This window comes from Chitinophagaceae bacterium (assembly GCA_016710165.1).
Classification (GTDB): Bacteria; Bacteroidota; Bacteroidia; order Chitinophagales; family Chitinophagaceae; genus Ferruginibacter.
Genome location: JADJLJ010000001.1, coordinates 782,128 through 806,236 on the forward strand (window position 1 = coordinate 782,128; position 24,109 = coordinate 806,236).

The 24,109-nt window shown below is 45.9% G+C and carries 22 protein-coding genes and 1 pseudogene; 6 read left to right on the forward strand and 17 right to left on the reverse strand.

Annotated elements, in window-relative coordinates:
- Positions 1-12: 12 nt before the first annotated feature.
- Positions 13-1,029 carry a dipeptide epimerase gene (locus IPJ02_03450; protein ID MBK7374636.1) on the reverse strand — a complete coding sequence of 339 codons (1,017 nt, stop codon included), beginning with the start codon at positions 1,027-1,029 and terminating at the stop codon, positions 13-15.
- 186 nt (positions 1,030-1,215) lie between these two features.
- Complete coding sequence (locus tag IPJ02_03455; GenBank protein ID MBK7374637.1) at positions 1,216-3,897, reverse strand: 4-alpha-glucanotransferase; 2,682 nt, start codon at positions 3,895-3,897, stop codon at positions 1,216-1,218.
- A 115-nt stretch (positions 3,898-4,012) separates the two neighbouring features.
- Between IPJ02_03455 and IPJ02_03460 the strand changes: the two genes are divergently transcribed.
- Positions 4,013-4,171, forward strand: a complete 159-nt coding sequence (locus tag IPJ02_03460) for a hypothetical protein (protein ID MBK7374638.1) — start codon at positions 4,013-4,015, stop codon at positions 4,169-4,171.
- 56 nt (positions 4,172-4,227) lie between these two features.
- Here the strand turns inward: IPJ02_03460 and IPJ02_03465 are convergent, their stop codons facing one another.
- The 3 genes from IPJ02_03465 to IPJ02_03475 form a co-directional block, all read right to left on the reverse strand.
- Positions 4,228-6,021, reverse strand: a complete 1,794-nt coding sequence (locus IPJ02_03465) for a hypothetical protein (protein ID MBK7374639.1) — start codon at positions 6,019-6,021, stop codon at positions 4,228-4,230.
- A gap of 500 nt (positions 6,022-6,521) precedes the next feature.
- Complete coding sequence (locus IPJ02_03470) at positions 6,522-6,836, reverse strand: hypothetical protein (GenBank protein ID MBK7374640.1); 315 nt, start codon at positions 6,834-6,836, stop codon at positions 6,522-6,524.
- Positions 6,837-6,994: 158 nt separating this feature from the next.
- Entirely contained in the window at positions 6,995-7,780 is a 786-nt protein-coding gene (locus IPJ02_03475) for a hypothetical protein (GenBank protein MBK7374641.1), read from the reverse strand.
- Here IPJ02_03475 and IPJ02_03480 point away from each other — a divergent pair.
- Positions 7,761-8,279 carry a hypothetical protein gene (locus tag IPJ02_03480; GenBank protein MBK7374642.1) on the forward strand — a complete coding sequence of 173 codons (519 nt, stop codon included), beginning with the start codon at positions 7,761-7,763 and terminating at the stop codon, positions 8,277-8,279. The two genes, IPJ02_03475 and IPJ02_03480, sit on opposite strands and share 20 nt — an antisense overlap.
- Before the next feature lie 38 nt (positions 8,280-8,317).
- Here IPJ02_03480 and IPJ02_03485 read toward each other — a convergent pair whose 3' ends face one another.
- From IPJ02_03485 to dnaK, 10 genes are all read right to left on the reverse strand, one after another.
- Positions 8,318-8,518 carry a hypothetical protein gene (locus IPJ02_03485; protein ID MBK7374643.1) on the reverse strand — a complete coding sequence of 67 codons (201 nt, stop codon included), beginning with the start codon at positions 8,516-8,518 and terminating at the stop codon, positions 8,318-8,320.
- A 5-nt stretch (positions 8,519-8,523) separates the two neighbouring features.
- Positions 8,524-8,898 (reverse strand): ORF6N domain-containing protein, encoded by a 375-nt coding sequence (locus IPJ02_03490; GenBank protein ID MBK7374644.1) that lies wholly within the window; start codon positions 8,896-8,898, stop codon positions 8,524-8,526.
- 197 nt (positions 8,899-9,095) lie between these two features.
- Positions 9,096-9,788 carry a GNAT family N-acetyltransferase gene (locus IPJ02_03495; GenBank protein MBK7374645.1) on the reverse strand — a complete coding sequence of 231 codons (693 nt, stop codon included), beginning with the start codon at positions 9,786-9,788 and terminating at the stop codon, positions 9,096-9,098.
- A 92-nt stretch (positions 9,789-9,880) separates the two neighbouring features.
- The gene (locus tag IPJ02_03500) at positions 9,881-10,294 is read right to left on the reverse strand and encodes a DUF1801 domain-containing protein (protein ID MBK7374646.1); all 414 of its coding nucleotides are present in this window, start codon (positions 10,292-10,294) and stop codon (positions 9,881-9,883) included.
- A 318-nt stretch (positions 10,295-10,612) separates the two neighbouring features.
- The gene (locus IPJ02_03505) at positions 10,613-11,059 is read right to left on the reverse strand and encodes a DinB family protein (GenBank protein MBK7374647.1); all 447 of its coding nucleotides are present in this window, start codon (positions 11,057-11,059) and stop codon (positions 10,613-10,615) included.
- A 237-nt stretch (positions 11,060-11,296) separates the two neighbouring features.
- The gene (locus IPJ02_03510; GenBank protein MBK7374648.1) at positions 11,297-11,812 is read right to left on the reverse strand and encodes a hypothetical protein; all 516 of its coding nucleotides are present in this window, start codon (positions 11,810-11,812) and stop codon (positions 11,297-11,299) included.
- An 849-nt stretch (positions 11,813-12,661) separates the two neighbouring features.
- The gene (locus tag IPJ02_03515; protein ID MBK7374649.1) at positions 12,662-13,159 is read right to left on the reverse strand and encodes a hypothetical protein; all 498 of its coding nucleotides are present in this window, start codon (positions 13,157-13,159) and stop codon (positions 12,662-12,664) included.
- A 421-nt stretch (positions 13,160-13,580) separates the two neighbouring features.
- The gene (locus tag IPJ02_03520) at positions 13,581-13,928 is read right to left on the reverse strand and encodes a hypothetical protein (GenBank protein ID MBK7374650.1); all 348 of its coding nucleotides are present in this window, start codon (positions 13,926-13,928) and stop codon (positions 13,581-13,583) included.
- A 466-nt stretch (positions 13,929-14,394) separates the two neighbouring features.
- Positions 14,395-15,180, reverse strand: a complete 786-nt coding sequence (locus IPJ02_03525) for a hypothetical protein (protein MBK7374651.1) — start codon at positions 15,178-15,180, stop codon at positions 14,395-14,397.
- 104 nt (positions 15,181-15,284) lie between these two features.
- Positions 15,285-17,198 carry a molecular chaperone DnaK gene (dnaK, locus tag IPJ02_03530; GenBank protein ID MBK7374652.1) on the reverse strand — a complete coding sequence of 638 codons (1,914 nt, stop codon included), beginning with the start codon at positions 17,196-17,198 and terminating at the stop codon, positions 15,285-15,287.
- A gap of 209 nt (positions 17,199-17,407) precedes the next feature.
- On the opposite strand from dnaK, the gene IPJ02_03535 reads away from it, so the two are divergent.
- Entirely contained in the window at positions 17,408-18,265 is an 858-nt protein-coding gene (locus IPJ02_03535; GenBank protein ID MBK7374653.1) for a hypothetical protein, read from the forward strand.
- Between the two features lie 10 nt (positions 18,266-18,275).
- Positions 18,276-18,632, forward strand: a complete 357-nt coding sequence (locus IPJ02_03540) for a cupin domain-containing protein (GenBank protein ID MBK7374654.1) — start codon at positions 18,276-18,278, stop codon at positions 18,630-18,632.
- A gap of 5 nt (positions 18,633-18,637) precedes the next feature.
- Here the strand turns inward: IPJ02_03540 and IPJ02_03545 are convergent, their stop codons facing one another.
- Both IPJ02_03545 and IPJ02_03550 read right to left on the reverse strand, forming a co-directional pair.
- Entirely contained in the window at positions 18,638-19,078 is a 441-nt protein-coding gene (locus IPJ02_03545; GenBank protein MBK7374655.1) for a GtrA family protein, read from the reverse strand.
- A gap of 244 nt (positions 19,079-19,322) precedes the next feature.
- The gene (locus IPJ02_03550; GenBank protein MBK7374656.1) at positions 19,323-20,951 is read right to left on the reverse strand and encodes an ATP-binding cassette domain-containing protein; all 1,629 of its coding nucleotides are present in this window, start codon (positions 20,949-20,951) and stop codon (positions 19,323-19,325) included.
- A gap of 222 nt (positions 20,952-21,173) precedes the next feature.
- Here IPJ02_03550 and IPJ02_03555 point away from each other — a divergent pair.
- A pseudogene (locus tag IPJ02_03555) lies at positions 21,174-22,977 on the forward strand (arginine--tRNA ligase).
- Positions 22,978-23,084: 107 nt separating this feature from the next.
- Positions 23,085-24,068 carry a 6-phosphofructokinase gene (gene pfkA / locus IPJ02_03560; GenBank protein ID MBK7374657.1) on the forward strand — a complete coding sequence of 328 codons (984 nt, stop codon included), beginning with the start codon at positions 23,085-23,087 and terminating at the stop codon, positions 24,066-24,068.
- Positions 24,069-24,109: the final 41 nt, after the last annotated feature.

The window sequence follows — 24,109 nt, forward strand, 5'->3', positions numbered from 1 at the left end:
TTTTAATTCTTATCAGAACGCTTCCATACGTATACCCAACCCAGGGCCTTCTGTATAAATGATCTTCCCGTTCTCAAATCCCACCCCTTCCGCAATATCTTCTGCCAGTAACAACGGCCCATCCATGTCCACATGGTCAAGCAGGGGCGCCAGTTGTGCGATGGCGGCTGTGCCTATCGAACTTTCATTCATACAACCCACCATCACCTGCATACCCAGTTCCCGTGCATGTGCTATCATTCTTCTTGCCGGGGTGATGCCGCTGCACTTGGTTAACTTGATATTGATACCGTGAAAATGATGCTGGCATTTTTCTACATCCCCTTCAAACACACAGGCTTCATCGGCAAACAATGGCAGGGGCGATTGTGCATACAATGACCTCATCCCTTCCCAATCGTCTTTGGCAAGCGGCTGTTCAACCAGTTCCACTCCCAGTTCTTTCAGCAACGGGATCTTTTGCAGGGCCTGCTCCAGTGTCCAGCCGGCATTGGCATCCACCCGAAGAACAGCATCGGTATGCTTACGCAATTCAGCTACCATTTCTATATCATGCTCCACTCCTACTTTTATTTTGTAGATGGGCCATGGCTTTTCTTTCAGCTTGGCAACCATTTTCTCCATGGTATCAATGCCAATGGTATAGTCGGTAAGCGGCGCCCGGGCGGTATCCAGGTCCCACAGTTCATGCAACTGCTTCCTTTTCAGTTTGCCATAAAGGTCCCACCCGGCCATATCCAATGCACAGACCAAAAAAGGGTTGTTGGGAAAGAGATGATGCAGGTAGTGCCAGTATCGTTCCGGGTCGGAGAAGGCGAATTTTTCTACAAATATTTTTTTACGTTCCAGGTCTGCGGCCATTTGCTCAACCGGTATATTGTAATAGCTTATGGAAGGCGCTTCGCCATAACCCCGTATACCCATGAACTCAAGCTCCGCCACAAAGGTTGGCTGCTCAGTCTTTGTTCCTTTAGAAATGCTGAACGGGTAGCGGAAAGGAAGGTTGAATGTTTTGTATCTGACTTTCATAGTGGAGCGTTTTGTCATCCTGGGTCCTGAGCGTGGTCGAAGGAGTGAAGGATCTCATAATTACTACCCGGCTTAAGGCTATGCAGGATGCTTCGTTCCCTGCCTACCGGCAGGCAGGCTCAGCATGACAGCGAATTAGAATTTAAGAACTTATACCGATCAGGCAGAAGATCAGTTCAGTATTAATCACCTGCCGCTGGCCTGTACATAGCCCTTCAACTCTTCATTGAATGCTGTTTTCTTCAGCAGGTCCTCCAGGTTTATATGCAGGCGGTAATTCCAGTAATGCTCCGGTTCGGATGGATTGTTGATCCGTTCTTCCCGGGGATCTTCCCTGCGGATGGTCTCGCTCATGCCCATCAGGTCCTGCAACTGGAATACACACCACATGGCCGGTGAATAAAGGTGCTGTACAACGATCTCTTTATTTATCCAGGGTTCACAATATTCAGGCGCATCGCCTTCGTGGTTCAGCACCAGGTTATAGAAACGTTTGGTCTTGAAGCTGTCTTCTTCCCACCAGCCGCGTATGGTACTCATGTCGTGGGAGGAGGGCGTAACCACACTTAAATACGGTGCGTCTTTCGGATGAAAGAATTCGGTACCGGCCTTTTTCGGCATGCGCTGTATCTCCAGGCTCAGGATACCCAGCTGCTCCATCACTTCCGGAACACAATGCGGCACCATGCCCAGGTCTTCGCCGCAAACAAGCATATTGGTGTTTCGCTTCAGGCCCGGGAGTTTTTTCATGGCTTCTTTGCGCCACATCTCATCCTGGCGGTGATAGAAGTAATCGATGTATAATTTTTTAAGCTCATCCTGTGAATGCTTGTCGAGGTGTTTGAACGAATACGTGTCTTCCATGGAAATGCGGAAGTGAAACTGCTGCCCGTTCGATCCCGGCACTTCAAAAAAGATCACATTGCTGATGAGGTCGTACAAGCCAAGCTTCACATCCTTGCTGAATGCATTGTTCTTTGAAAAATATTCTTCCACCTTTCGTTGTGTATTGAAACCTTCTTTCAGTTTATTGCCATTGAAAAAAGTTTTTTTAACCGCATCCTTCTGGTCGCCAAACAGGTCGTACAGGATCGCATCGGTCACATAAGGCTGGGTATAACGGTGCCGTTCAAAAACGATCTTCCGTTCAAATATCTCATTGATGGATACGGGTATGGCCGGTACGAACCGTGCCATGATACCTTCCACGGCATGGGCAGGTATGCTCCAGATGCGGAAGAAGCCAAGGATATGATCGATGCGGAACGCATCGAAGTAACTGCTCATCTGCTCAAAGCGTTTCCTCCACCAGGTAAAATCATCCTGCTGCATCACTTCCCAGTTATAGGTAGGAAAACCCCAGTTCTGTCCCTTGGCCGTAAAGGCATCGGGCGGGGCACCGGCCTGTTCATCCATGTGATAAAGTTCCGGCTCTATCCATGCATCCACGCTGTTGCGGCAGATGCCGATGGGAATATCGCCTTTTATTATGATACCGTTCTTATGGGCATATTCGGTGGCTGCCTTTAACTGCAGGTGCAGGTGGTATTGGGTGAAATAATGAACAGCGATCTCATCGTAATGCTTCCGGGCAGGACTTACCAGCTCCCGGATCTCGCTTTCATCGTATACCGAATACCCCTCCCATTTACTGAAATCGGCGGTATGGTATTTGTCCCTCAGGTACGAAAAAGCAGCATAGGGTTCCAGCCAGTAACGGTTCAGTTCAAAGAAAGTGATGTACGCAAGATCGTCTTTGAAGACCCCTTTCTTCAGGCCATATAATTGCCGGATGACGCCGGTCTTGAGCCGGACCACTTCCTCGTAATCAACCTGGGTAAGTTTGTTCAATTTCTTATGCTGTGCCGCCAGCGCTTTAATAATGGCTTCGTGTTCCTTTCCCGCCACCTGTTCCACATTCAGCAACATGGGGTGCAACGCAAAAGCAGAAATGGCTGAATACGGATACGAATCCTTCCACGTATTTGTTGCGGTGGTGTCGTTTACCGGCAGTAACTGGATCATTTTAAGCCCGGTCTTTTTGGCCCAGTCCACCAGCAGTTTAAGATCGGTGAACTCGCCGGTACCGAAACCTTTTTTACTGCGCAGGCTGAAAACGGGAATGGCCACCCCGGTTCCCTTCCAGTTGGTTGGATGCACTTTTGCAAAACCATCATGTATAAAAGAAACGGTCCTGTTCGATTCATCGGCCAGCAGGATCCGGTTATTCCCTTCTTCAAAGCGGATGAATTTTTTTTCATCCGTGTTGTAAAGTCCATATTTATATACCAGCGGAAAATGTTCCCCGGCCAGGTTCAGCTTTATCGTCCACCAGTTGCCGTTCTTTGAAAGGGGCAGTACATTATCCTTATCCCAGTCGTTTAATACGCCGGCAGAGCCACTGATGCAGATGACCTCGTTCTCATTAAGCAGCGGCGCCTTCACCCTGAACTCGTGGGTATGATTTTTTATCTCTTTTTTCGAAACTGGTGATCCTGGCCGCTTCGCCTTCAGCAGAACATCCTGGAATGCGGCTGTGAAAAAAACATTCTCCACCAGCCCTGCATGGTTCCAGGTATCAGTGAATATTATCTTCTCGGCCCTGACCTTTTGCAGGTCAACAATGCGGTCATCGCCAAATTCCAGTATCTCCTCCTCTTTTTCATCGTGCAGGATGTATTTATAGTTCAGCGGTCCTTCCAGCAGCTTGGGATCTATTTCCACGCTGCCATGCCAGAGCTGCTCATTGAGGTATTCAAGTGAAAAAGCCCGGGAAAGATCATTATTTCCCAAGGCCGCCGTATTTCCACTTACCAGCATGGTTTGCCCGAACTTGGTGGAATAACGCAAATAAAAATGTAATATCATCCGAAAGGGTTAAAAGAAGCGGCAATATACCACTTTACAGAAAAAATTTGACATACAATCTCAGAAAAAGTGGAGGGAAAAGGGTTCTCCCTTATATTTGCATAAAATTTTTCAAATGGAAACAACCAAAAAGAGAACCGGCCTTTACTGGGTATTATTCTTACTGTCTGTTGCTGCTTTTTTTGCAGTACTTTGGTCGCCCATTGGCTCGTATTGCTCTATGGTGCTGCCTTTTAATACAACCTTTTTGGCAAAGGCGCTGGACCTGATGTAATATACCCGAAACTTAATAATTCATACGCCATCCGCCGTAAGGCGGATGGCTTTTTATTAGTTGGCAATGATCTCCGAAGGCCGGTTAATAAAACTGCTCCTGAACCGGAACCGTATATTGCTGTTCAATTCCACTTTCCAGTTACGCATGTCGCCATTTACCCTTGGGTAATAATATCCTTTCAGTTCTATGGTCCCAAAGACCAGGTTCTCATTCCGGGTGCGTATACCGCCGCCAAAGGCCGTGAACAGGTCGCTTTGTTCTAAATTCATTTTTGTGGGTTTCACCATGCAGGCATCGGCAAAGGCAAAGGGTGCAAAGCGGAAGCCAAGTACCCGGTTGGTATTATAAAAGACCGATTCGGCCTTCACCGATACCCGGAGGTCGGAACTGATGGTGCCGTTATTGAAATAAGGCAGTCCAAAATCGCTTTGCAGAAATAACGGGGTATTAAGCGCCGGGTTTACCTGTGCGGTAATGCCTGTACTGAGGAACATACGGTTGTACCAGGTGCGGCTTAATTTCCGTAACCGGGTAAAATAATCTGCAGAGAGCAGCAGGTCAACGTCCTCAAAACGTTTGTCATAAAAATATCCCCCCAGCCTGAACGTGTAGTTGCTGTAAAAACCCTTATCCCGTAAGTTAGGTACCGAAATATCCAGCCCGGCATAAGGCCTTCCCCTGCTTTGCTTGTTGATATAACCTGCCGTAAGCACTGCATTAAAACCCTCCGGGATATCCTCACTGCGGCCAAAGCCATAAATGAAACTGGTTTTATAGAATACCTGCTTAAATATGTTAAGTGATCCAAGCACACCGGTAAAATCGGCAAAGCGGTAGTCGTAAAACGTTTTGTATTTTAATGGTTCACTGATGAAATGCTGTTTAAAACCCCGTATGGCAACAAAGCGGTGTACCCGTATTTCCCTGTTATCATACAGGGCACGCTTACTGTCGAGACTGTACCCAAACCAGGCATCGATATTGTAAGAGGCATATCGTATATCATAATTGTAAAGTGAATCGGGATCAAATACATTCCGGGTGCGCTGGTACGACCATTCCAATGCTCCCGTACTGGGTATGTATGGCGTTACCATTGGTTTTTCTATCCGGGTATACACTACGGTTTCCTGGTTACGGCCGCTGGTAAATGCATAGCGGTAGTCCTTATAGCCCGATACCCAGTCGATGAACGACCCACCGATGTTGCGCCGGATCAGTTCGCCCCCGACACCCGTTTTGGGAAACCGCTGACGCTCGTAATAACTGCTGAACTGCAGGCGGGTGCCGCTGCCCAGGAAATTCTCTTCCGTGATCTCTCCCCTGCCCCTGTCCTTATTGCTGATGAGCAGTTTTGCGCCTATGGAAAAAACATCTTTGGTAAGCACCACCACATCCACCGAATCGGTGCTGCCTTCGGCATATTCAACCAGTATGCGGGCGTCTTTTATATAGGTGAGGTCACGCAGGTACCGTTCGTTATCGGCCAGCAGGTATGGATACAGCCGCTGGCCTTCCCGGAAAAAAAGATTGTTCCGGATTACCTGGTCGTTCGTGTTTTTGTGGAAAACCTTGCCAACCGTAGTGCCAAAATTATTTTTCACGCGGTTGGTATCATCAAAATTATATTCAAAGCCCAGGCGGATGGTCTCCACCGACCGGATGATCTTACCCCTGAATTTCAAAAAAGGGTTCTCCACTTTTACCGGGATATCACCGGGCGGGCTGATGGAGATACTGCGGACCAGCATGCCCAGTATGCCGTTCTTTTTTGAAAGAAAAAAGCTATCGGCCTGTTTGGGCGTTTCCTGTGCAGCAACAGCATTGCACAACAATAAAAAAGTCATTATGCCCAACCCGATATAAAACCGCCTTTCCATCATGCATGAAGGTAACTTTAATTAAAGGGCTAAAGATATTGAAACAGGGCAACAGATTGTTCATGCAGGGACAACAATGCCCTTTATTTACCGGTGGCCCGGCAATAAGATGTATGCAGGATGGTTTCTTAAATTACCGGAGGGCCCTTGTACCCCGGTAATTTCGGTTAGCTGCCTGTTGGGTGGTTACCGATTGGGCGCAGGAAGCCAGAACAACGATGATGATCAGGAAGATGGTAAAATTTTTCATAGGAAGTGATTTTATGCTTAAAAAGCTATTGTAAAAATAAGGCCTGCCTGGCTGATTGTTATAAGCAAAAACGCCGATTTTTTTAGTAAATACCCTTGCGGGGATTACGCAGAATATGTAACAGATTGTTTTACAGGCTGCACAAAAAACATTGTCTTTACGGCCATACCGTAAGGACAATGCGTGGCATACCGGATATGCACACTTAACTGCTATGTTAGATCATTTTTTCAGAGATAAAGGAGCCATCCGGAGCAAACAGTGCCTGCCAGCGCTGGCTGCCAAGGAAGAACTTTACTTTATAGGTATTGCCGTTTTCTTTTTCCCATTCTATCTGTCCGCCGGCGGATGGATAACGGCTGTTGAAATTACTCATGACAGAGGCCGGGACAGCAGATGAACTGATGACCGTACTGGAGGAAACCGCATCATTTTGCTTGGAACAGGAGATGGCCATGGTAATGCTTATCAGCGCCAGGAAAAAAAGGATCTTTCTAATGCTTGTTATTTTCAGGTGAATGTTTTTTTGCACGTTGAAGATAATACCCCGGCAGGCCAGTGAAGAAACAGAAGATACCCGGCAGGGATTTTTTATACCTGAACAGGATTTCCAGGATGTTGATCAGTGGGAGAAATTATGACCGTGCCATATATTAACGGGATGCCAGCCTGAAGGAAATAGCTGATTGATCATTTCCCTCCCTGCAGATCTGTAAGGGTTGGCAATGTGGTCTTATAGTCTTTATTAAGCCCTTCATAGAAAGTAGCCAGCCGGAGTGAATCCCGTTGCCTCAGCTGTCCCATTTGCTGCTTAAGTCCTTCGCCCAGGTCAAGGATGAATGCCTGGCCCTGTTCTTCGGTAGGGTTGGTAGCAATGTATGCGTTGATATCATCCAGGAATTTATTCATGATCGGTTTCATATCCTTCATTTGCTGTATCACAATATCAACCGATGAATAAACCCGCTGGTCGGCATTGGGTTCCTTTTTTATATTCTCCAGGTTACCCACCGTAACATCGATCTCATGATTGATATTGCTGCGGGTCACCTCAATATCGCCTGACTTACCCAGGTCTTTCATCACCGTAGAAAAGATCCCCCGGTTCTGGATATAGGCCGACCAGGCTTTTTCGGTGGCCTCTTTTCTTTTTTTGAACTCCGCTTTACTCTCGTCTTTATTATTAAAGCCCAAAAAATAAATGATGCTGGCTGCCAGCACGGGCGTGATAACACCGATGGCAATATTCCTGAACATTGAGTTGCCGGATGATTGTTTGGCCGGTTTATTTTCCATTTCCTTTTTTGCTAAAAGTAAAAAATAGCGGGTTAATGACAAAAGAAACAGCAAAAAACCATTCCCGGGCACATGCAACTGCAGATGCCTGTTGAAAGAATACCCACTGGCGGGTAGAATAGTATACCGGGAAACCCGTTTATTTGAAAAAATATTCAGTATGAAACGGATCCTTTCCATTTTTGCCTTTTTCATGATAGCCCTCCAAAGCAATGCCCAGGTAAAAAGTTTTGAAACCGCAGTTGCCTATAACGATTTTATTGTTGCCGAGCAGACCAAAGTGGGTGAAACAATAAAGGCATTCATCGATACATACGGCAGTTCAAAAGACAGTTCTGTGATACAGGAAGCCCGTCGGAAAATTGTGATACAGGCCGACTCAGCGGTTAAACAGGTAAAAATGCTGGTGCCATTTAAAGGAGATACCTCTCTGAAAAGGAATGCCATCAACCTGTTTGGCTTTTACTACCAGATCGCGGCAAAGGAATATGACCAACTGGTACAACTCGGCTTTGATACAAAGAAAAGCAATGAAGAGATCAGTAAAGAGATGACAGCCATCATCCAGGGTATCACTGCCCGGGAAAAACTGCTTGATGCATATTTCCAGGAAGCCCAAAAGACCTTTGCCGCCAAATACAATATTAAACTTTCGGAAAATTCGTTTAAGATAGATTAGTAAATAAGGGCTCAATTATACCTTACAGTTTTATCCAATTACCTGAAGTTTAAACAGCTGCCCTGTGGTTTAAAACCTATCCGTTGCCTTGGCGCCTGTGGCGGGCTAAGCAATTTTTTCAATGCCTGGAAGATCAGTTGAATATCCACATCGTGCTGTTTCACTTTACCATCCTGCAGCAGCATTTTCTTCTCTACGTGCTCCAGCTTTAATAAGATCTCTTTGTTTGACAAAAGCAATTCCCTCATTTTACTGAATACCCGTACCTGCCTGCCGGCAGGCAGGTGACCTGGATATTTACTTCAATGGCTGTTGAACTGTTGAGTACACTGGACAGCATAGCCACTCCCTGTTCGGTAAAAGCCATCGGCATATAACGGGTTCCGCCCCAGCCTGTTTCAGTTTCATCCAAACTTGAGGTGCCAATCTGGCTCCTCAAGTTCTCAAACTCCTTTTTAGAAAGAACAAACATAAAATCCTTCGGGAACCGCTCCGGGTTGCGTTTTACCTGTCTTTTCAGTTGTTTTGTTTCCACCGCATACATTTCGGCCAGGTCAAAGTCAAGCATTACTTTCTTACCCCTTACCAGGTAAATCTTGCTGATGACCTTTTCTTCCAGTAATGATATTGACCTGCTTAACCTGCGCATAATTATTTTATGATACCGGGCAAACTGCCGGTTCTTAAATATAGCCTGCCGGTATATTTATTCAATGGTGAAAAAAACAGGAAATATTGTGGATCCAGGCATAGAACTTAATGAGATCGTGGGTATAACTTCCCCTGTGCTGACATTGCTGCAAAGAAAAGGGCTGTTTATCCTGCCAATACCCTTTTTATTTTGGTGACCGGGATGATCCTTCTTTTCTTATAACCCAGCAACTCGTAGATCTTAATGGCCCGTTCATTGCCGGAACCGGTATGCAAAAAAGGGATGATGCCGTTGTGCAGGTTCTTATGATCAAGGTAAGTGACCAGTTGCTGCGCATATTTACGCCCCACGTGATCGGGGTGGGTGACCACCGCACTTATTTCAGTTAAGCCATCCATGCGTAACCGTTCACCTGCCATGGACACCAGTTCTCCCTCTTTGAAAATACCAAAGTAGTCCCCCATTACCGGTGTGCCGGGCAGGTAATAACCCGGGAAGACCCTGCTCACCAACGAATACATTTCTTCCCAGTTGGTCTCATTCAGGGGCAGGATATTTTCAGTAATAGGTATGTGTGCAACTTTTTCGCAAACCATCTGCAGGCATTGCACAACCGTTTCTACCTGGTAATTGGCCGGCAATACCGGAAGATCATCAAAAAGAAAAAAAGAATCACCCGGTTCAAATACTTCGTCGAATTTTTGGGCAATATCTTTTTCACCAGGGTCGTAACCTGCAAACAAAACGATATCGGGGTAGTAGCGTTTTAGTGCATCCGTGCCGGTGGCAAAAGCGGCATGCGTTTCTGTTAAGGCATGCCAGGCAGGGTTATCTAATTTTTTGTATTGGGCAGGCATAAGCCAGATTGAAAAAGCAAATTTAAACCGGGGGAAGAGAATGAAAAAACGGGAACTTCCCAACGGCGGAGACCTACAGCGCTGAAGCAGTATTATTTATCCACCAGCTTCAACCAGTCCTTTATTATTTTCTGCAGGGCCTTTTCTTTCGATCTCACATCTTTCATGTCGGTAAATACAGTGATCCGCCTGCCATCCTTATAATCGCCGGTAAGCAGGCCCGAGCCGTCTTTTACTTTTGCCCCGCCGGGGAACACCAGCATGATCCTGCCTTTGTGAAGGTTCATCACCACGATCTCCCGTTTATATTCCTTCGGGTCAAAGGGTTTCATTTCGCCGGTATAATAAAAGCTGGGGTTGTTCCATTTGATCCGCTCCCCCACTTCCTTGCCGGTGCTTAAGATGATCTGCCGGATGGTCTCAATTATTTTCCCAATGGCCGGGTCCAGCTTTTTGATGTGCTGCGTTACCTGTTCGGTATCGGAGAGTTTGACTGCCTTTGCCATAACATATTTTTTTGATTACCCACAATGGGTCATACATAAATATACAAAACACATTTTTAAATCAATAGCGGCCAGGTGAGGCTTTGCGGTCTTTGCGCTGCACTCCCTTTGCGTTCTTTGCGGTAAAAAAAATAGAACGCAAAGGGTTTCGCAAAGGGCGATGCAAGACCTAACCACAGATCAACACAGATCGATGCACAACTTGTCCCGCTTTCGCAGGAGATCCGCTCAGATAAGATCCGTGTTATCCGTGATAATAATCTGTGGCCATCTGTGGTAAAATAAACCCGGCAACGGCGGAGAGTGGAGATTAAGAACTCAGGCCCCAAACTGCCTTAAGTGATGGTCGGCATGCTTGTATACAAAGCGGCCGATCTGTTCGGTGGTCATGGGCCCGAAAAAAGGGTGAACAAAACCGGGGCTGGTATGATGGGCATATTGTTCAACACGGCTTATCCATTCCTTTTTCTGCTGTTCAATATCGCCGGATGCGGCAGTTGTTTTCAATACATCACTGGTGGGCGAGTTCTTTCCAAAGGGCTTATCATCTTTCAGTACTTTTTTCAAGACCATTGGCCCGATCAGCCGGCCGATAAAGACCCGCTTCATATTGAGCTTCCCCAGGAACATGTCTTCACAAAGCGTGCAATGCAGCAGCATCTGGTATGCATTCATCTTGCCCCATTGTGCCTTGTTCTGCTGGCTTACAGCATGGACCCTGCTTATCAATTCTTCCCGTACGGGAGCATCAAAGACCGATTTCATGATCATACGGTTGATTTTAGCTGGGGAAATTAAGCATTAAAAATAATAATCAAAAATTGAACCCTGCCCTCTTTGCGCTGCACTCCCTTTGCGTTCTTTGCGGTTAAAAAAAATCTAAACTGCAAAGAACGCAAAGGGTTTCGCTAAGGACGCTAAGGATTTTATTGGTACAGATAAGCCAACGATCTTTAGCCGTACTGAATGCTGGCCAGATGGGGAGATCCGTCTTTACCCCTATCAAAATAAACCCCGCTTACTGAACCGGGCCCAGTATTGCCAGTTCTTATTCAGGATGCTGTCTTTATCAGGAAATTCCCTGCGCCGGATATTGCCTGCAGGATAATAGGACAAACTTTCCCCGATATCTACCTGGGACTTTGAATTGAACCTTGTTCGTACATATATCTTAACACTGCTGTCTTTAAAAACATCAAAGGCATAAATAAGATCCTTTCCGAGCCGGGTGTAATATGGGTCGATCTTTGGGGCCGCCTCCGGCGGCAATTTTATAAAAACATCCGGGTCATCCGTAGCAGGCATATACCGGAATGCCCGATGCCCATCTTCATCCCTGATATATTTTTTAAAAGAAGCGTAGTTCTCAATAATAGCAGATACCAGGCTATCATAAAGCGGCAGCTTTTCGATCACACCGGTATCAAATGTATACCCGTTATAGTCGTCCCTGATCTCTTCCTCTGATGAGCCACAACCGGCCACGGAAAAAAGAAATAATGCCAGGAATGCGTTCATAAAAAAATGCCGGGTAAGGTATTGCATAAAATAACAGGGATTATGGAAGTTTTTTTTGAAACTTAAGATACATGTTTTTTGCTTCTCAGCAAGGCCCCGCCAGGGGTTTGCAATTGCAAGACACGGGTCCCAGGGTATACACAGCCATGGTTCGTATGTCATCGGGGTGGAGGGATAATATCACCCCTTCGGGGTTTACCAACCCCATCTCATTCCGTTCTATAATAATCACATCCCTTCGGGATTAAGAATGCAAAGCCTGAAAGGCTGATACTATTATAGAAAAGAGTTAAGAATTAAATAATGCAGAACCCTGAAGGGGTGACATAGAGAATTAAAATATTGTTCGTCGTTGGTCATAAGACCAGACGGCGGCAGAGACCTGCCGGCAGGCAGGCAGGTTGGGGTGTAGACCAACAACGATTTGAATTGAAGTGTATTTGATATTTATTTATGAGGTATGCTGCGGCTCTTTGCCGTTGGTCATAAGACCAGACGGCGGCGTATGCTGGTGCACCAGTTGGGCTTGCGTGTGAATGAGGAACACCAACGACGGCGAAGAGTTTGAGGCGAAGACCAACAGCGGCGAGTGTTATCACCAACATTGAATTGCTTAATTATACTGTTCGTCGTTGGTCATAAGACCAAACAACGGCGATGCGTGTGAATGGAGAACTCCAACAACTGCGAAGACCAACTACGGTAGATCAACCGTCGCACACATCTTCGCCAATGTTGTGTGTTATCACCAACATTGAATTGCTTACTTATGTGGTTCGTCGTTGGTCATAAGACCAGACGACGGCGAGGATTGAGGTGAAGACCAACAGCGGCGAAGAAGTTGGATGATTATTGGATTAATATTAATTTTTCTCTGACTTCATAAGAAATATCCTTCAATTCTCTTATTTCAATTGAACTTGAAGTGTTTGAATTAATAGGAGTTAAAATGCCATTTATTTTATTCCTTCTTTCAGGAAGTGTCCACATACATCCCGTTAACGGATCAATTATCAGCATTCCAATTGCGCCACCGAGCAAAATATTCCCAAAATAAAAATCGCTTATTATAAAATCTATAGGAAATATTTTTTCTGAGTACCCAGGAGCCGAAAGCCTGACTATATAACTTTCTTTTTTGAAATATCCACTGCTCGATTTTAAAGTTACCACGGCAGGAGCTGTTCCATTAAATACGGTATCACCCTTTTTGTTAGTAATTGTTATGTTAGCTGCATTAGGAGTTGAGTTAATTGTAACCGGATATTTTGATTTCCCAAAAATTGTAGCACAGCTTGAAATACTTAAGGAAACCAGTAAAACCCAAAGAGTATAGATTAAACCCATATTTATAACTTGTTTTTTAAAGATGTATCAGTTTTAAAATACTAAAACTTGTACGGCATTCGTAAATATACACAAAAATTAAAGTATTGCAAGTGAACAAAGTTTCTTCTCAGCAACGTCTCCGCTAGGGACGTTGAGTACTACGAAGACGCAACGTCCTCAGCCTTGCTTCAAACTCGTGGAGAGACGGGGCAGAATTACCCGGCATCAAGTGATCCCATGAACTGTACGTGGTAAATTTAATAATTTGGGTGGGGAACACTTGCGCCAGTTTGGCCAGTTGGGTTTATCAGCATTTGTATTCCAAATTCCGGACACAGTCCGGCAGAATTACCCGGCATCAAGTGATCCCATGAACTGTACGTGGTAAATTTAATAACTTGGGTGGGGAACACTTGCGCCAGTTGGGGGCTAAGCATACTCATTTTCGTTGAAAGACATGAAGCTTTCCTGAATTTGTATGCCGGTAGGCAAGCGTTGAATTCGACAACCCGGTTATTTCAAAGCAGGTTTCGTCAAGTTTTGATATCAATAAAATGAAATCGGCTTTCTGGGTACTGTTCATATACTTTGCATCGCAGGAACGAACCGATCTTTTAAAGCTGCCTGTACGTACGGTATCTGTATCATACAGGGAGTAATACTTCTGCCCCTTAAAAATGATAGTGGCTTTTTTATCATCAACCGATACCCATACCCCGTTTAGTGAAGGCTCTTTCTGCACGAAGTAATAGGCAGATAGTGACCAGATCAGAAAAAACGTTTTCATAACGAAGGCTCTTTCTCAAATATACAAAATCTAACATTGTTGATTCGTCGTTGGTCATAAGACCAGACGACGGCGTATGCTGGTGCGCCAGTTGGCTTGCGTGTAAATAGGGAACACCGACGACGGCGAAGCGAGCGTGTGAATGGGGAACTCCAACAACGGCGAAAATCATTTATCCAGTTAATATCCGTTTCTACCCTTGCAATAATCATTATGTCGCTAAAATTTGTCTCAAAGTAATAAGAAAATCATTAGCCTGATGTTTGAAATTTTCAGGGAATCTTCTCCGTTCTCAGCATTTGTATTCCAAATTCCGGACACAGTCCGGCGCAATTAAAAGGCATCAAGTGATCCCATGAACTTCATGTTCGTAATTTAAGCAGTTGGGCGGGGAACACCAGCGACGGCGAGGTAGATTAAATAATTTGGGTGGGGAACACTTGCTCCAGTCGGGGGAAAATATTATCTAGTGTTCTCTTTGTTTAGGATATTTAAAATCAACCGATGTAAGTATCAAATAAGCCATTACTCCTAAGCCTTCAAATAAAGCATCAATATTATTTACGGTATCGATTTCATTACTTTTTTTGTTAGCTCTAAAGTATTTATCCAAAAAAACTATGTCTTCTTTTGACAGTTTTTTAATTGTATCATCGCTCAACAAAGAATTCGAGTGAATTATAGCATGCCTTACTTGACTATACACTTTATAAAAATGAAAATAATTTTGAAGGTCTTTTTTTTCTTCAAAAGCTTTACTCAAATTTGGCATTATTCGTCGCAGTAATTTTAATAAATCGAGATTATCTCGATATTGAGACGCTAGATAGATTTTACAAGATTTAACATTTCTAAATCCAAGTCGTTGATCATATTCAATTGCCTTTTTATTATACTTGACAATAAGTCTAGATGTTATAGTACGCAAAAATGATTCAAAAACTTCATACCCATGAGCAGAATAATAATTACATAATCTTCTTTGAAGTAATATAACCTTATCCTCTATGTTTTCACTTGTGACTTCATAATTATCGCCATCCTTAACAAGCTTACCATTTAATGGAGAATAAAAAGACAACCGACTTCCCAAATAAAAAAGGCTTTCCTTTTCAGTTTTCTTTGTTTCTTTCAAATAATTCTTATAGATAATCTTGGAATGAAAAACCATTCCACTAAGTTCGCTTAGGCGGATAATAAACTCATCATAATCCTTTGTTACTTGCCTTCCCAAAAGGTGCTCTTTTTCCATATAAGTTCATTAAAAAAGCCAGTACTTACACTTAAGTAAGCCTGGCTTCATTTATGAGGTTTAATAATTCACTCTTCGACTAACTCAGAGTGACATTGCGTTAATTACTTCACCTCCTCAAAAGGCACATCCTCTACTTTACTTTCACTGTTGCTGGTCTGTTGCTCATGGCCATTGGGTCCGGCTTGTTGAGCCCCTCCGGGTTGTGCGCCTTCTTGTGTGGCCTTATACATGTCTTCACTGGCGGCTGTCCAGGCGGCGTTCATTTCGGTCATGGCGGCATCAATGGCGGTAAGGTCCTGCGCCTTGTGGGCATCCTTTAATTTGGTCAGCGATGCTTCAATGGCCCCTTTCTTGTCGGCCGGTATCTTTTCGCCGTATTCCTTCAGTTGCTTTTCTGTCTGGAATATCAGGCTGTCGGCCTGGTTGATCTTTTCCACCCTTTCTTTTTCTGCCTTATCGCTGGCTTCATTGGCCTTGGCATCGTTCTTCATCTTCTCTATCTCTTCCTTGCTCAGTCCGCTGCCGGCTTCAATGCGTATTTTCTGTTCTTTACCCGTACCCTTGTCTTTGGCGGTTACGTGCAGGATACCGTTGGCATCAATATCAAATATTACTTCTACCTGCGGTACGCCACGCGGGGCCGGCGGTATTCCGTCCAGGTTAAAAGTACCCAGGCTCTTGTTCTGGCTGGCCATCGGCCGCTCGCCCTGCAGCACATGTATCTGTACGCCGGGCTGGTTATCGGCCGCCGTACTGAACACTTCACTTTTCTTGGTTGGTATGGTGGTATTGCTTTCGATCAGCCTTGTCATCACGCCGCCCATGGTCTCGATGCCCAAACTCAGCGGGGTAACGTCCAGTAACAGTACGTCTTTGATATCTCCGCTCAATACCGCACCCTGTATGGCTGCACCTACGGCAACTACTTCATCGGGGTTAACACCCTTGTGTGGTTTTTTGCCGAAGAATTTTTCCACGATCTCCTGCACTTTCGGGATCCTTGTTGAGCCACCTACCAGGATCACTTCATCGATCTCAGATGTGCTCATGCCGGCGTCTTTCAATGCCTGTTCGCATGGTTTTAAGCAGCGCTCGAATAATTTATCGGCCAACGCCTCAAATTTTGCACGGGTCAGTTTTTTAACCAGGTGCTTGGGCACGCCGTCCACCGCCGTTACATACGGCAGGTTTATCTCTGTTTCGGATGAAGAAGAAAGTTCAACCTTTGCTTTTTCAGAAGCTTCTTTCAGTCGTTGCAGTGCCATGGGGTCTTTACGCAGGTCGATGGCTTCATCTTTTTTGAATTCATCGGCCAGCCAGTCCATGATCACTTTATCAAAGTCGTCGCCACCCAGGTGGGTATCGCCATTGGTTGATTTCACTTCAAATACGCCATCGCCCAATTCCAGCACGGAGATATCGAATGTACCACCACCGAGGTCAAACACGGCGATCTTGTGGTCCTTACCTCCTTTGTCCAGTCCGTAAGCCAGGGCGGCAGCGGTAGGTTCGTTCACGATACGGCGAACATTCAGCCCGGCAATTTCACCGGCTTCTTTGGTGGCCTGGCGCTGACTGTCGTTGAAGTAGGCCGGTACGGTAATAACGGCATCGGTCACTTCTGCACCCAGGTAATCCTCGGCTGTTTTCTTCATTTTCTGAAGCACCATGGCGCTGATCTCCTGTGGCGTATACAGCCTGCCATCTATGTCAATACGCACCGTATTATTGTCACCTTTCACCACTTTATAGCTCCAGTGGCTGATCTCTTCTGTCACTTCATCAAAACGGCGGCCCATGAAACGCTTAACACTGCTGATGGTGTTGTGGCTGTTGGTGATGGCCTGGCGCTTGGCAGGGTCTCCCACTTTGCGCTCTCCGTTTTTAAGGAAAGCCACTACAGACGGGGTCGTACGGCGTCCTTCTTCGTTGGCTATAACCACCGGCTCGTTGCCTTCCATTACCGAAACGCAGCTGTTGGTGGTCCCAAGGTCAATTCCTATAATCTTTCCCATGATATAAATTTTAAGTTGTTTATATAAGATAGTCAATGATTGTGCCATGGGGGAAAAGATGAAAAAATGGCAGGGAACGAAATGCCGATACGGGATACGGGATCCCAGATGCAGGATACGGGATGCCAGATACGGATGATCGGATCATGATCCTGCATCTTGTATCCTGCATCTGGGATCCTTATCTTGCATCTTCCAAATCACCCAAAATGAAAAAACTGACCTGCTTTCTTGCCCTTATGATCTCCTTTATTTCCTTGTATGCCCAGTATGGAGAGGACCATGTTGTAAAACTTACCGAACCCATTGTAAAAGAAGGCAAAGCCATGTATCGTACGGAGATGGCTTCCTGGTACGGCACAGATATTTTCTTAGAGGCCTATAAGGACCGGGCAAATATTGGTGGGTATTTCTCCTACCCGGATAAAGATCTGACGAAATGTATTTTCTTTTCAAAAACAGATAACCCTAAAGTTATAGGCACCATAAGCTTTGACAGAACGTATAGTACAATCACTGCCAAAACCGACCTCGCTGAAAGGGATTTTTCTGTGTTTGAAAAAGACATGTACCTGTTGAGGAAGACCGCTTCTGACCTGATGCGTACAGACACTTTTTTCAAACACTACCAAAATACAGATCTTAACATCATACCGATAATCGGCAACGGGGAGAAAAAAGTTTACTTTCTGACAGGGCCCAAAAACTCCGGTTGGGTGATCTTCGGCAATGATTACCTGGTAACATTTGACGAAGGGTATAAGGTAAAAGAAAAGAAAATGCTGCACAGGAATATCATACCCGTTGAATATGGAAAGAAACCGGAGGAGACAGGTGAAATTTTTGCCACACTGCATTCCCATAAAGGAGAAACAGGGGATTTTATTACCGCCACCGACATCTGCACACTGATGCTGTATGCAAAGTTTTCCAAGTGGCAGCAACACTATATTATTTCAGAAAAATTCATCGGCATATGGGATTGTGAGAAGGAAACGCTGCTGACACTGACCATGGAAGCATGGGACAAGATAAATGCACATCAAAAAGGAATAAAGAAAAATTAAAACAGTAATCATGGGTTTCATCAACTACAATACAAAGAACCAATCCGAGATTTTTCCGGGTATCAAAAGCGCCATGGAGCACTCCGCACAGGTAACTTTTGGCTGCGTAAGCCTGGAAGAAGGCGTGGTGGCCCCGCTGCACAGTCACCCGCACGAACAATGGACCTTTGTGCTGGAAGGCCAAATGGAATTTACGCTGGAAGGAGAAAAGCAATTGCTGCTGCCGGGCATGGGGGCTTATATCCCATCCAATGCGCCGCATGGGGCGGTGGCCGTTACTGCCTGCAAAGTGATCGATGTGTTTACGCCGGTGAGGGAGGATTACCGGAAGCTTGATGCAGGATACGGGATGCAGGATGCGGGATGATCGGATCATGGATCCTGCATCCTGGATCCTGTATCGGTTTTCCGGAACGAAAAATGCTTCTGACTCAGGTAGCTGATGGTAATAATGATGGCGGTGGTGAGGCACTGACTTAAGAAGGGCCACCAGCCAAATACCTCCACAAATATCTTCAGTATAAAATAGTTGAGCGTAAGGTTAAACAGGAACGACAGCCCGTAGCGGAACAATTGTATCCTCCCTTTTAAATTGGAATCCACAAATACCACGTACTTCATCAACAGGAACCCAACTAAAAAATTAACACAGAAGGAAATGAACAGGGCAGCGTTGTGCGGCTTTAAGGTATAGAAACCCAGTTCAACATTCTCCAGCTTGAATACATACACCAGTAATATCTTGAAAAGCGCCAGTCCCAGTACCGTATTGGCTCCCCCGCATGCTGCATAACGGAAGGTCTGTTCCGGCATCCATCTTTTGAACGGCGGGTAGAAGAAGTCGATGAATCGTATGATAGCCTGTTTAGCCAATGGAATAGTATTAGGATCGTTTAAGTCGTTGCAGTCGTTCGAAACGTTCAAGACGTTTAAATCGTTTCAACGTTGAGGTCCTAACCCTGCAACGACTTAAACGATTTTAAACCCTGCAACGTTTTAAACCCTGCAACGACTTAAACGATTTTAAACCCTGCAACGTTTTAAACCCTGCAACGTTTTACGTGTATAACTCCTCCCTCATCGCCCTCACCCTGTCATCTTCCAGGTATTCATCGTAGGTCATCAGCCGGTCGATCATTCCTTTGGGCGTAAGTTCAATGATGCGGTTGGCCACGGTCTGCATGAACTGGTGATCGTGGGTGGTGAACAAAATGATACCGGGATAAGCGATCATGTTATCGTTGAAGGAGATGATGCTTTCCAGGTCGAGGTGGTTGGTGGGTTCGTCCAGTATCAGCACATTGGGGTTCTGCAGCATCATCTTGCTCACCATGCAGCGCACTTTTTCACCCCCGCTTAATACGTTTGTCTTCTTCATCACTTCTTCGCCGCTGAACAGCATCTTGCCTAAGAAGCCACGCAGGAAATCCTCATCCACATCTTTGGTGCCCGGCGGAACGTATTGGCGTAGCCAGTCCATCAGGTTCAGCTTGCTCCCCTCAAAATATTCGCTGTTATCGTTCGGCAGATAGGCGGTGGTGACCGTGGTTCCCCATTCGTAGGTACCGCTGTCGGCCTTCATCCTGCCATTGATGATCTCAAAGAAACTGGTAAGTGCGATCGGGTCGCGGCTGATGAAAGCGATCTTCTGTCCCTTCTGCAGGTCGAAATGTATCTTGCTGAAGATGGTCTTGCCTTCAATGGTCTTGGTAAGATTCTCTACTTTCAGGATCTCGTTACCCACTTCCCGCTCCTGTTTGAAAATGATGCCGGGGTATTTCCGGTTGCTGGGAGCGATCTCTTCAATGACCAGTTTCTCCAATGCCTTTTTACGGGAAGTGGCCTGTTTACTTTTAGAAGCATTGGCGCTGAAACGGGCAATGAATTCCAGGAGGTCCTTGCGCTTTTCTTCCATCTTCTTGTTCTTATCGCTCATCTGCCTGGCTGCCAGCTGGGAGCTTTCATACCAGAAAGTATAGTTACCGGTGTATATTTTGATCTTGCTCCGGTCCACATCCGCCACGTGTGTACATACCGCATCTAAAAAGTGACGGTCGTGACTCACCACCAGTACAATATTCTCGTAGTCGGCCAAAAAGTTCTCCAGCCAGCTGATGGTCTCCACGTCGAGGTTATTGGTAGGCTCATCCAGTAATAATATGTCGGGGTTACCGAAAAGCGCCTGCGCCAGCAATACCCTTACTTTCAGGTTGGCGCCAATGTCTTTCATCAGTACCTGGTGCAGTTCGTCCTTCACGCCCAGCTCACTTAATAAAGTAGCGGCATCGCTTTCGGCGGTATAGCCACCCATTTCGCCAAAATCATGTTCCAGTTCACCGGCCTTGATGCCGTCGGCTTCGGTAAAATCTTCCTTGGCATAAATGGTATCCCGTTCATGCATCACGTCCCACATTTTTTTGTGGCCCATCAGCACGGTGTTCAGCACGGTCACTTCATCAAAAGCGAACTGGTTCTGGTTCAGTACGGCCATCCGTTCCCCGGGGGTGATGTCGATGGTTCCTTTATTGGGCTCAATCTCGCCGCTGATGATCTTCAGGAAGGTGGACTTGCCGGCCCCGTTGGCACCAATGATGCCGTAGCAGTTTCCCTTGGTGAAGCCAATGTTCACTTCATCAAACAAAACCCGCTTACCGTAGGCCAGCGTTATGTTATTTGCACTTATCATAGTTATAAAAAGGGTGCAAAGATAAGGGTTTCAAAGATGCGGGAAGCAGGATACAGGATACAGGATGCAGGATGCAGGATACAAGATCCGGGATACAGGATACAGGATACAAGATGCAGGATACAAGATGCAGGATACAGGATACAAGATGCAGGATATAGGATATGAAACAACGATCCTCTTATCTGGCATCCTGAATCCTGTATCTTGTATCTTTGCCTCATGTCAATAGTAAGCAGTCTGCAAAAATGTACCGTTGAGAGTTTATCGGCCTTATTCAACCAACCCTTCACCGAAAAGGACTTCCAGGTCAACCAGACCAAGCCCGAATTTGAGGGGGATTATACCGTGGTGATGTTCTCCCTGGTAAAATCGCTGAAATTATCCCCGGATGCCATTGGTAACCGGCTGGGGGATCACCTGGTTAAGAATTACCCGCAGCTTTTCAGCAAATACAATATCATTAAGGGATTTCTGAACCTTACTGTATCCGATGCTTACTGGCAGGACCTGCTGCAGAAGAATCACCACGACATCTGCTACGGAAAAAAAGCAATGAATGGCAAAAAAGTGATGGTGGAATATTCATCGCCCAATACCAACAAGCCGCTGCACCTTGGCCACCTGCGGAATAATTTCCTGGGATGGAGTGTAGCGGAAATTTTTAAGGCCAGCGGATATGAAGTGATCAAAAGCTGTATCGTGAACGACCGGGGCATACATATATGCAAGAGCATGATCGCCTGGCAGAAGTTTGCCAACGGTGCCACGCCACAAAGTACCGGCATCAAGGGCGACCATTTTGTGGGAGATTATTATGTGAAGTTCAACGATGCCTATAAACAGGAGGTTGAACAACTGATCCGTGAAGGGGTTGACAAGGCCGTTGCAGAAAAAGAAGCGCCCATCATGAAAGAAACGCGGCAGATGCTGCTGGACTGGGAAGCCGGTAAGCCGGAAGTGATCAGCCTTTGGAAACGGATGAACGGGTGGGTGTATGAAGGCTTTGACGTTACCTATAAACGCATCGGCAGCGATTTTGATACCATGTATTATGAAAGCAATACCTACCTGCTGGGTAAGGATATTGTAAAGCAGGGACTGGATAAAAAGGTTTTTTACCAGAAGGAAGACAGCAGCATCTGGATCGACCTTACTGCGGAGGGGCTGGATGAAAAGATCGTTCAGCGCAAGGATGGTACCTCGGTCTACATCACGCAGGATATCGGCCTGGCCCTGCAGAAATATGAGCAATATAAAATTGACCAGAATATTTACGTGATCGGCAACGAACAGAACTACCACATGAAAGTGCTGCAGCTCATCTGCCGGAAACTGGGTATCCCCAATGCAGATAAAATATACCATTTGAGTTACGGCATGGTGGAACTCACTACCGGCAAGATGAAAAGCCGGGAAGGAACGGTGGTGGATGCGGATGAGTTGGTAGATGAGATGGTGGCCACTTCAAAACGGCATACCGAAGAACTGGGCAAAGTGAAGGACTTCACCGATGCGGAGCTGAAAGAACTGTATGATACCATCGGCCTGGGCGCCATGAAATTCTACCTGCTGCGGGTGGATCCCAAAAAGACCATGGTATTCAATCCCGAAGAAAGCATCGACTTCCACGGCTTCACCGGGCCCTTTTGTGCAATACACGTACGCCAGGATAAAAAGTATTCTGAGGAAGGTTGATAGTTCATCGATCATAGATCATGGCAAAACCATGAACCATGAACCATCAACCATGAACCTGCTTCCGTTAGAAAAAGACCTCATCATCGCCGCCGAACAATACCCGGCTATGATCGAACAGGCCTGTGCAGAACAGAATCCATCGGTGATCGCCAATTATGTTTTTCACCTGGCCAAAACATTCAACTCCTTTTATACCGAACATTCCATTGCCAATGCAGAAACGGAAGAAAAGAAACAACTGCGTTTGCAACTGGCCGGCATGACCTCCAACATCATAAAAAGCGGGATGAACCTGCTGGGGATCAACGTACCGGAAAGGATGTGATGTGCCATGATATTATTATGAAGAAACTGACCGGGATGCTGGTTTAATTATTAATGTGTAAATTTGACACTATTCCGGGTCATCCCGGTAAGTCTTATATCTAAAACATGGCAAAAAAAGTAACAAAAATAGGCGTGCTTACTTCCGGTGGCGACAGCCCGGGTATGAATGCCTGCATAAGGGCAGTTGTGCGTACAGGCATTTTCCACGGCCTCGAAGTGTATGGCATCATGCGGGGTTATAGTGGTATGGTGGAAGACGACATCGTTCATATGGAAAGCCGCAGCGTGGCCAACATCATCCAGCGGGGAGGCACCATTTTGAAGACCTCCCGTTGCAAGGATTTCTTTGAACACGAAGGAAGAAAAAGGGCTTATGAGAATTTAAAGAAAAGGGGCATCAACGGACTGGTGATCGTTGGCGGGGATGGCAGTTTCCGGGGGGCACAGATATTCAGCAATGAATTTGACATACCCTGTATCGGGTTGCCCGGTACCATCGACAAGGATATTGCCGGCACCGATTTCACCATTGGTTTTGATACCGCTGTGAATACGGCTGTGGAGGCGATCGATAAGATACGCGACACGGCAGAAGCGCACGACCGTCTTTTTATCATTGAAGTGATGGGCCGGGATGCCGGTTACATCGCATTGCACAGCGGCATTGCCACCGGTGCAGAGAACATACTGATACCCGAACGCAAAACAGAGATCGACAAGATCGTTGCCCAGCTGCAGGAAAAGGAAAGGCGCCATAAACTGGTTAACCTGATCGTGGTTGCCGAGGGGGATGAATTCGGCGGCGGCAATGAAGTGGCCAAAGTGATCAAATCCCGCCTGCCCTTGCTGGAAGTACGTGTTTGTATCCTCGGGCACATACAAAGAGGCGGTTCACCCAGTTGTATGGACCGGCTTATTGCCAGCCGCATGGGCTACCACGCCGTGGAATCGCTGGTGGAGGGAAGGCACAATGTTTTCATCGGTATCGTAAACAACAAAATAAATTACATTCCACTGGATGAAGCGGTGAAGAAAAAACAACGCATCAGTGAGGAATGGCTGAAGATCGTGAAGATACTGGCAACGTAACGAAAAGCCGATACGGGATGCAAGATCACGGATATGTTCGC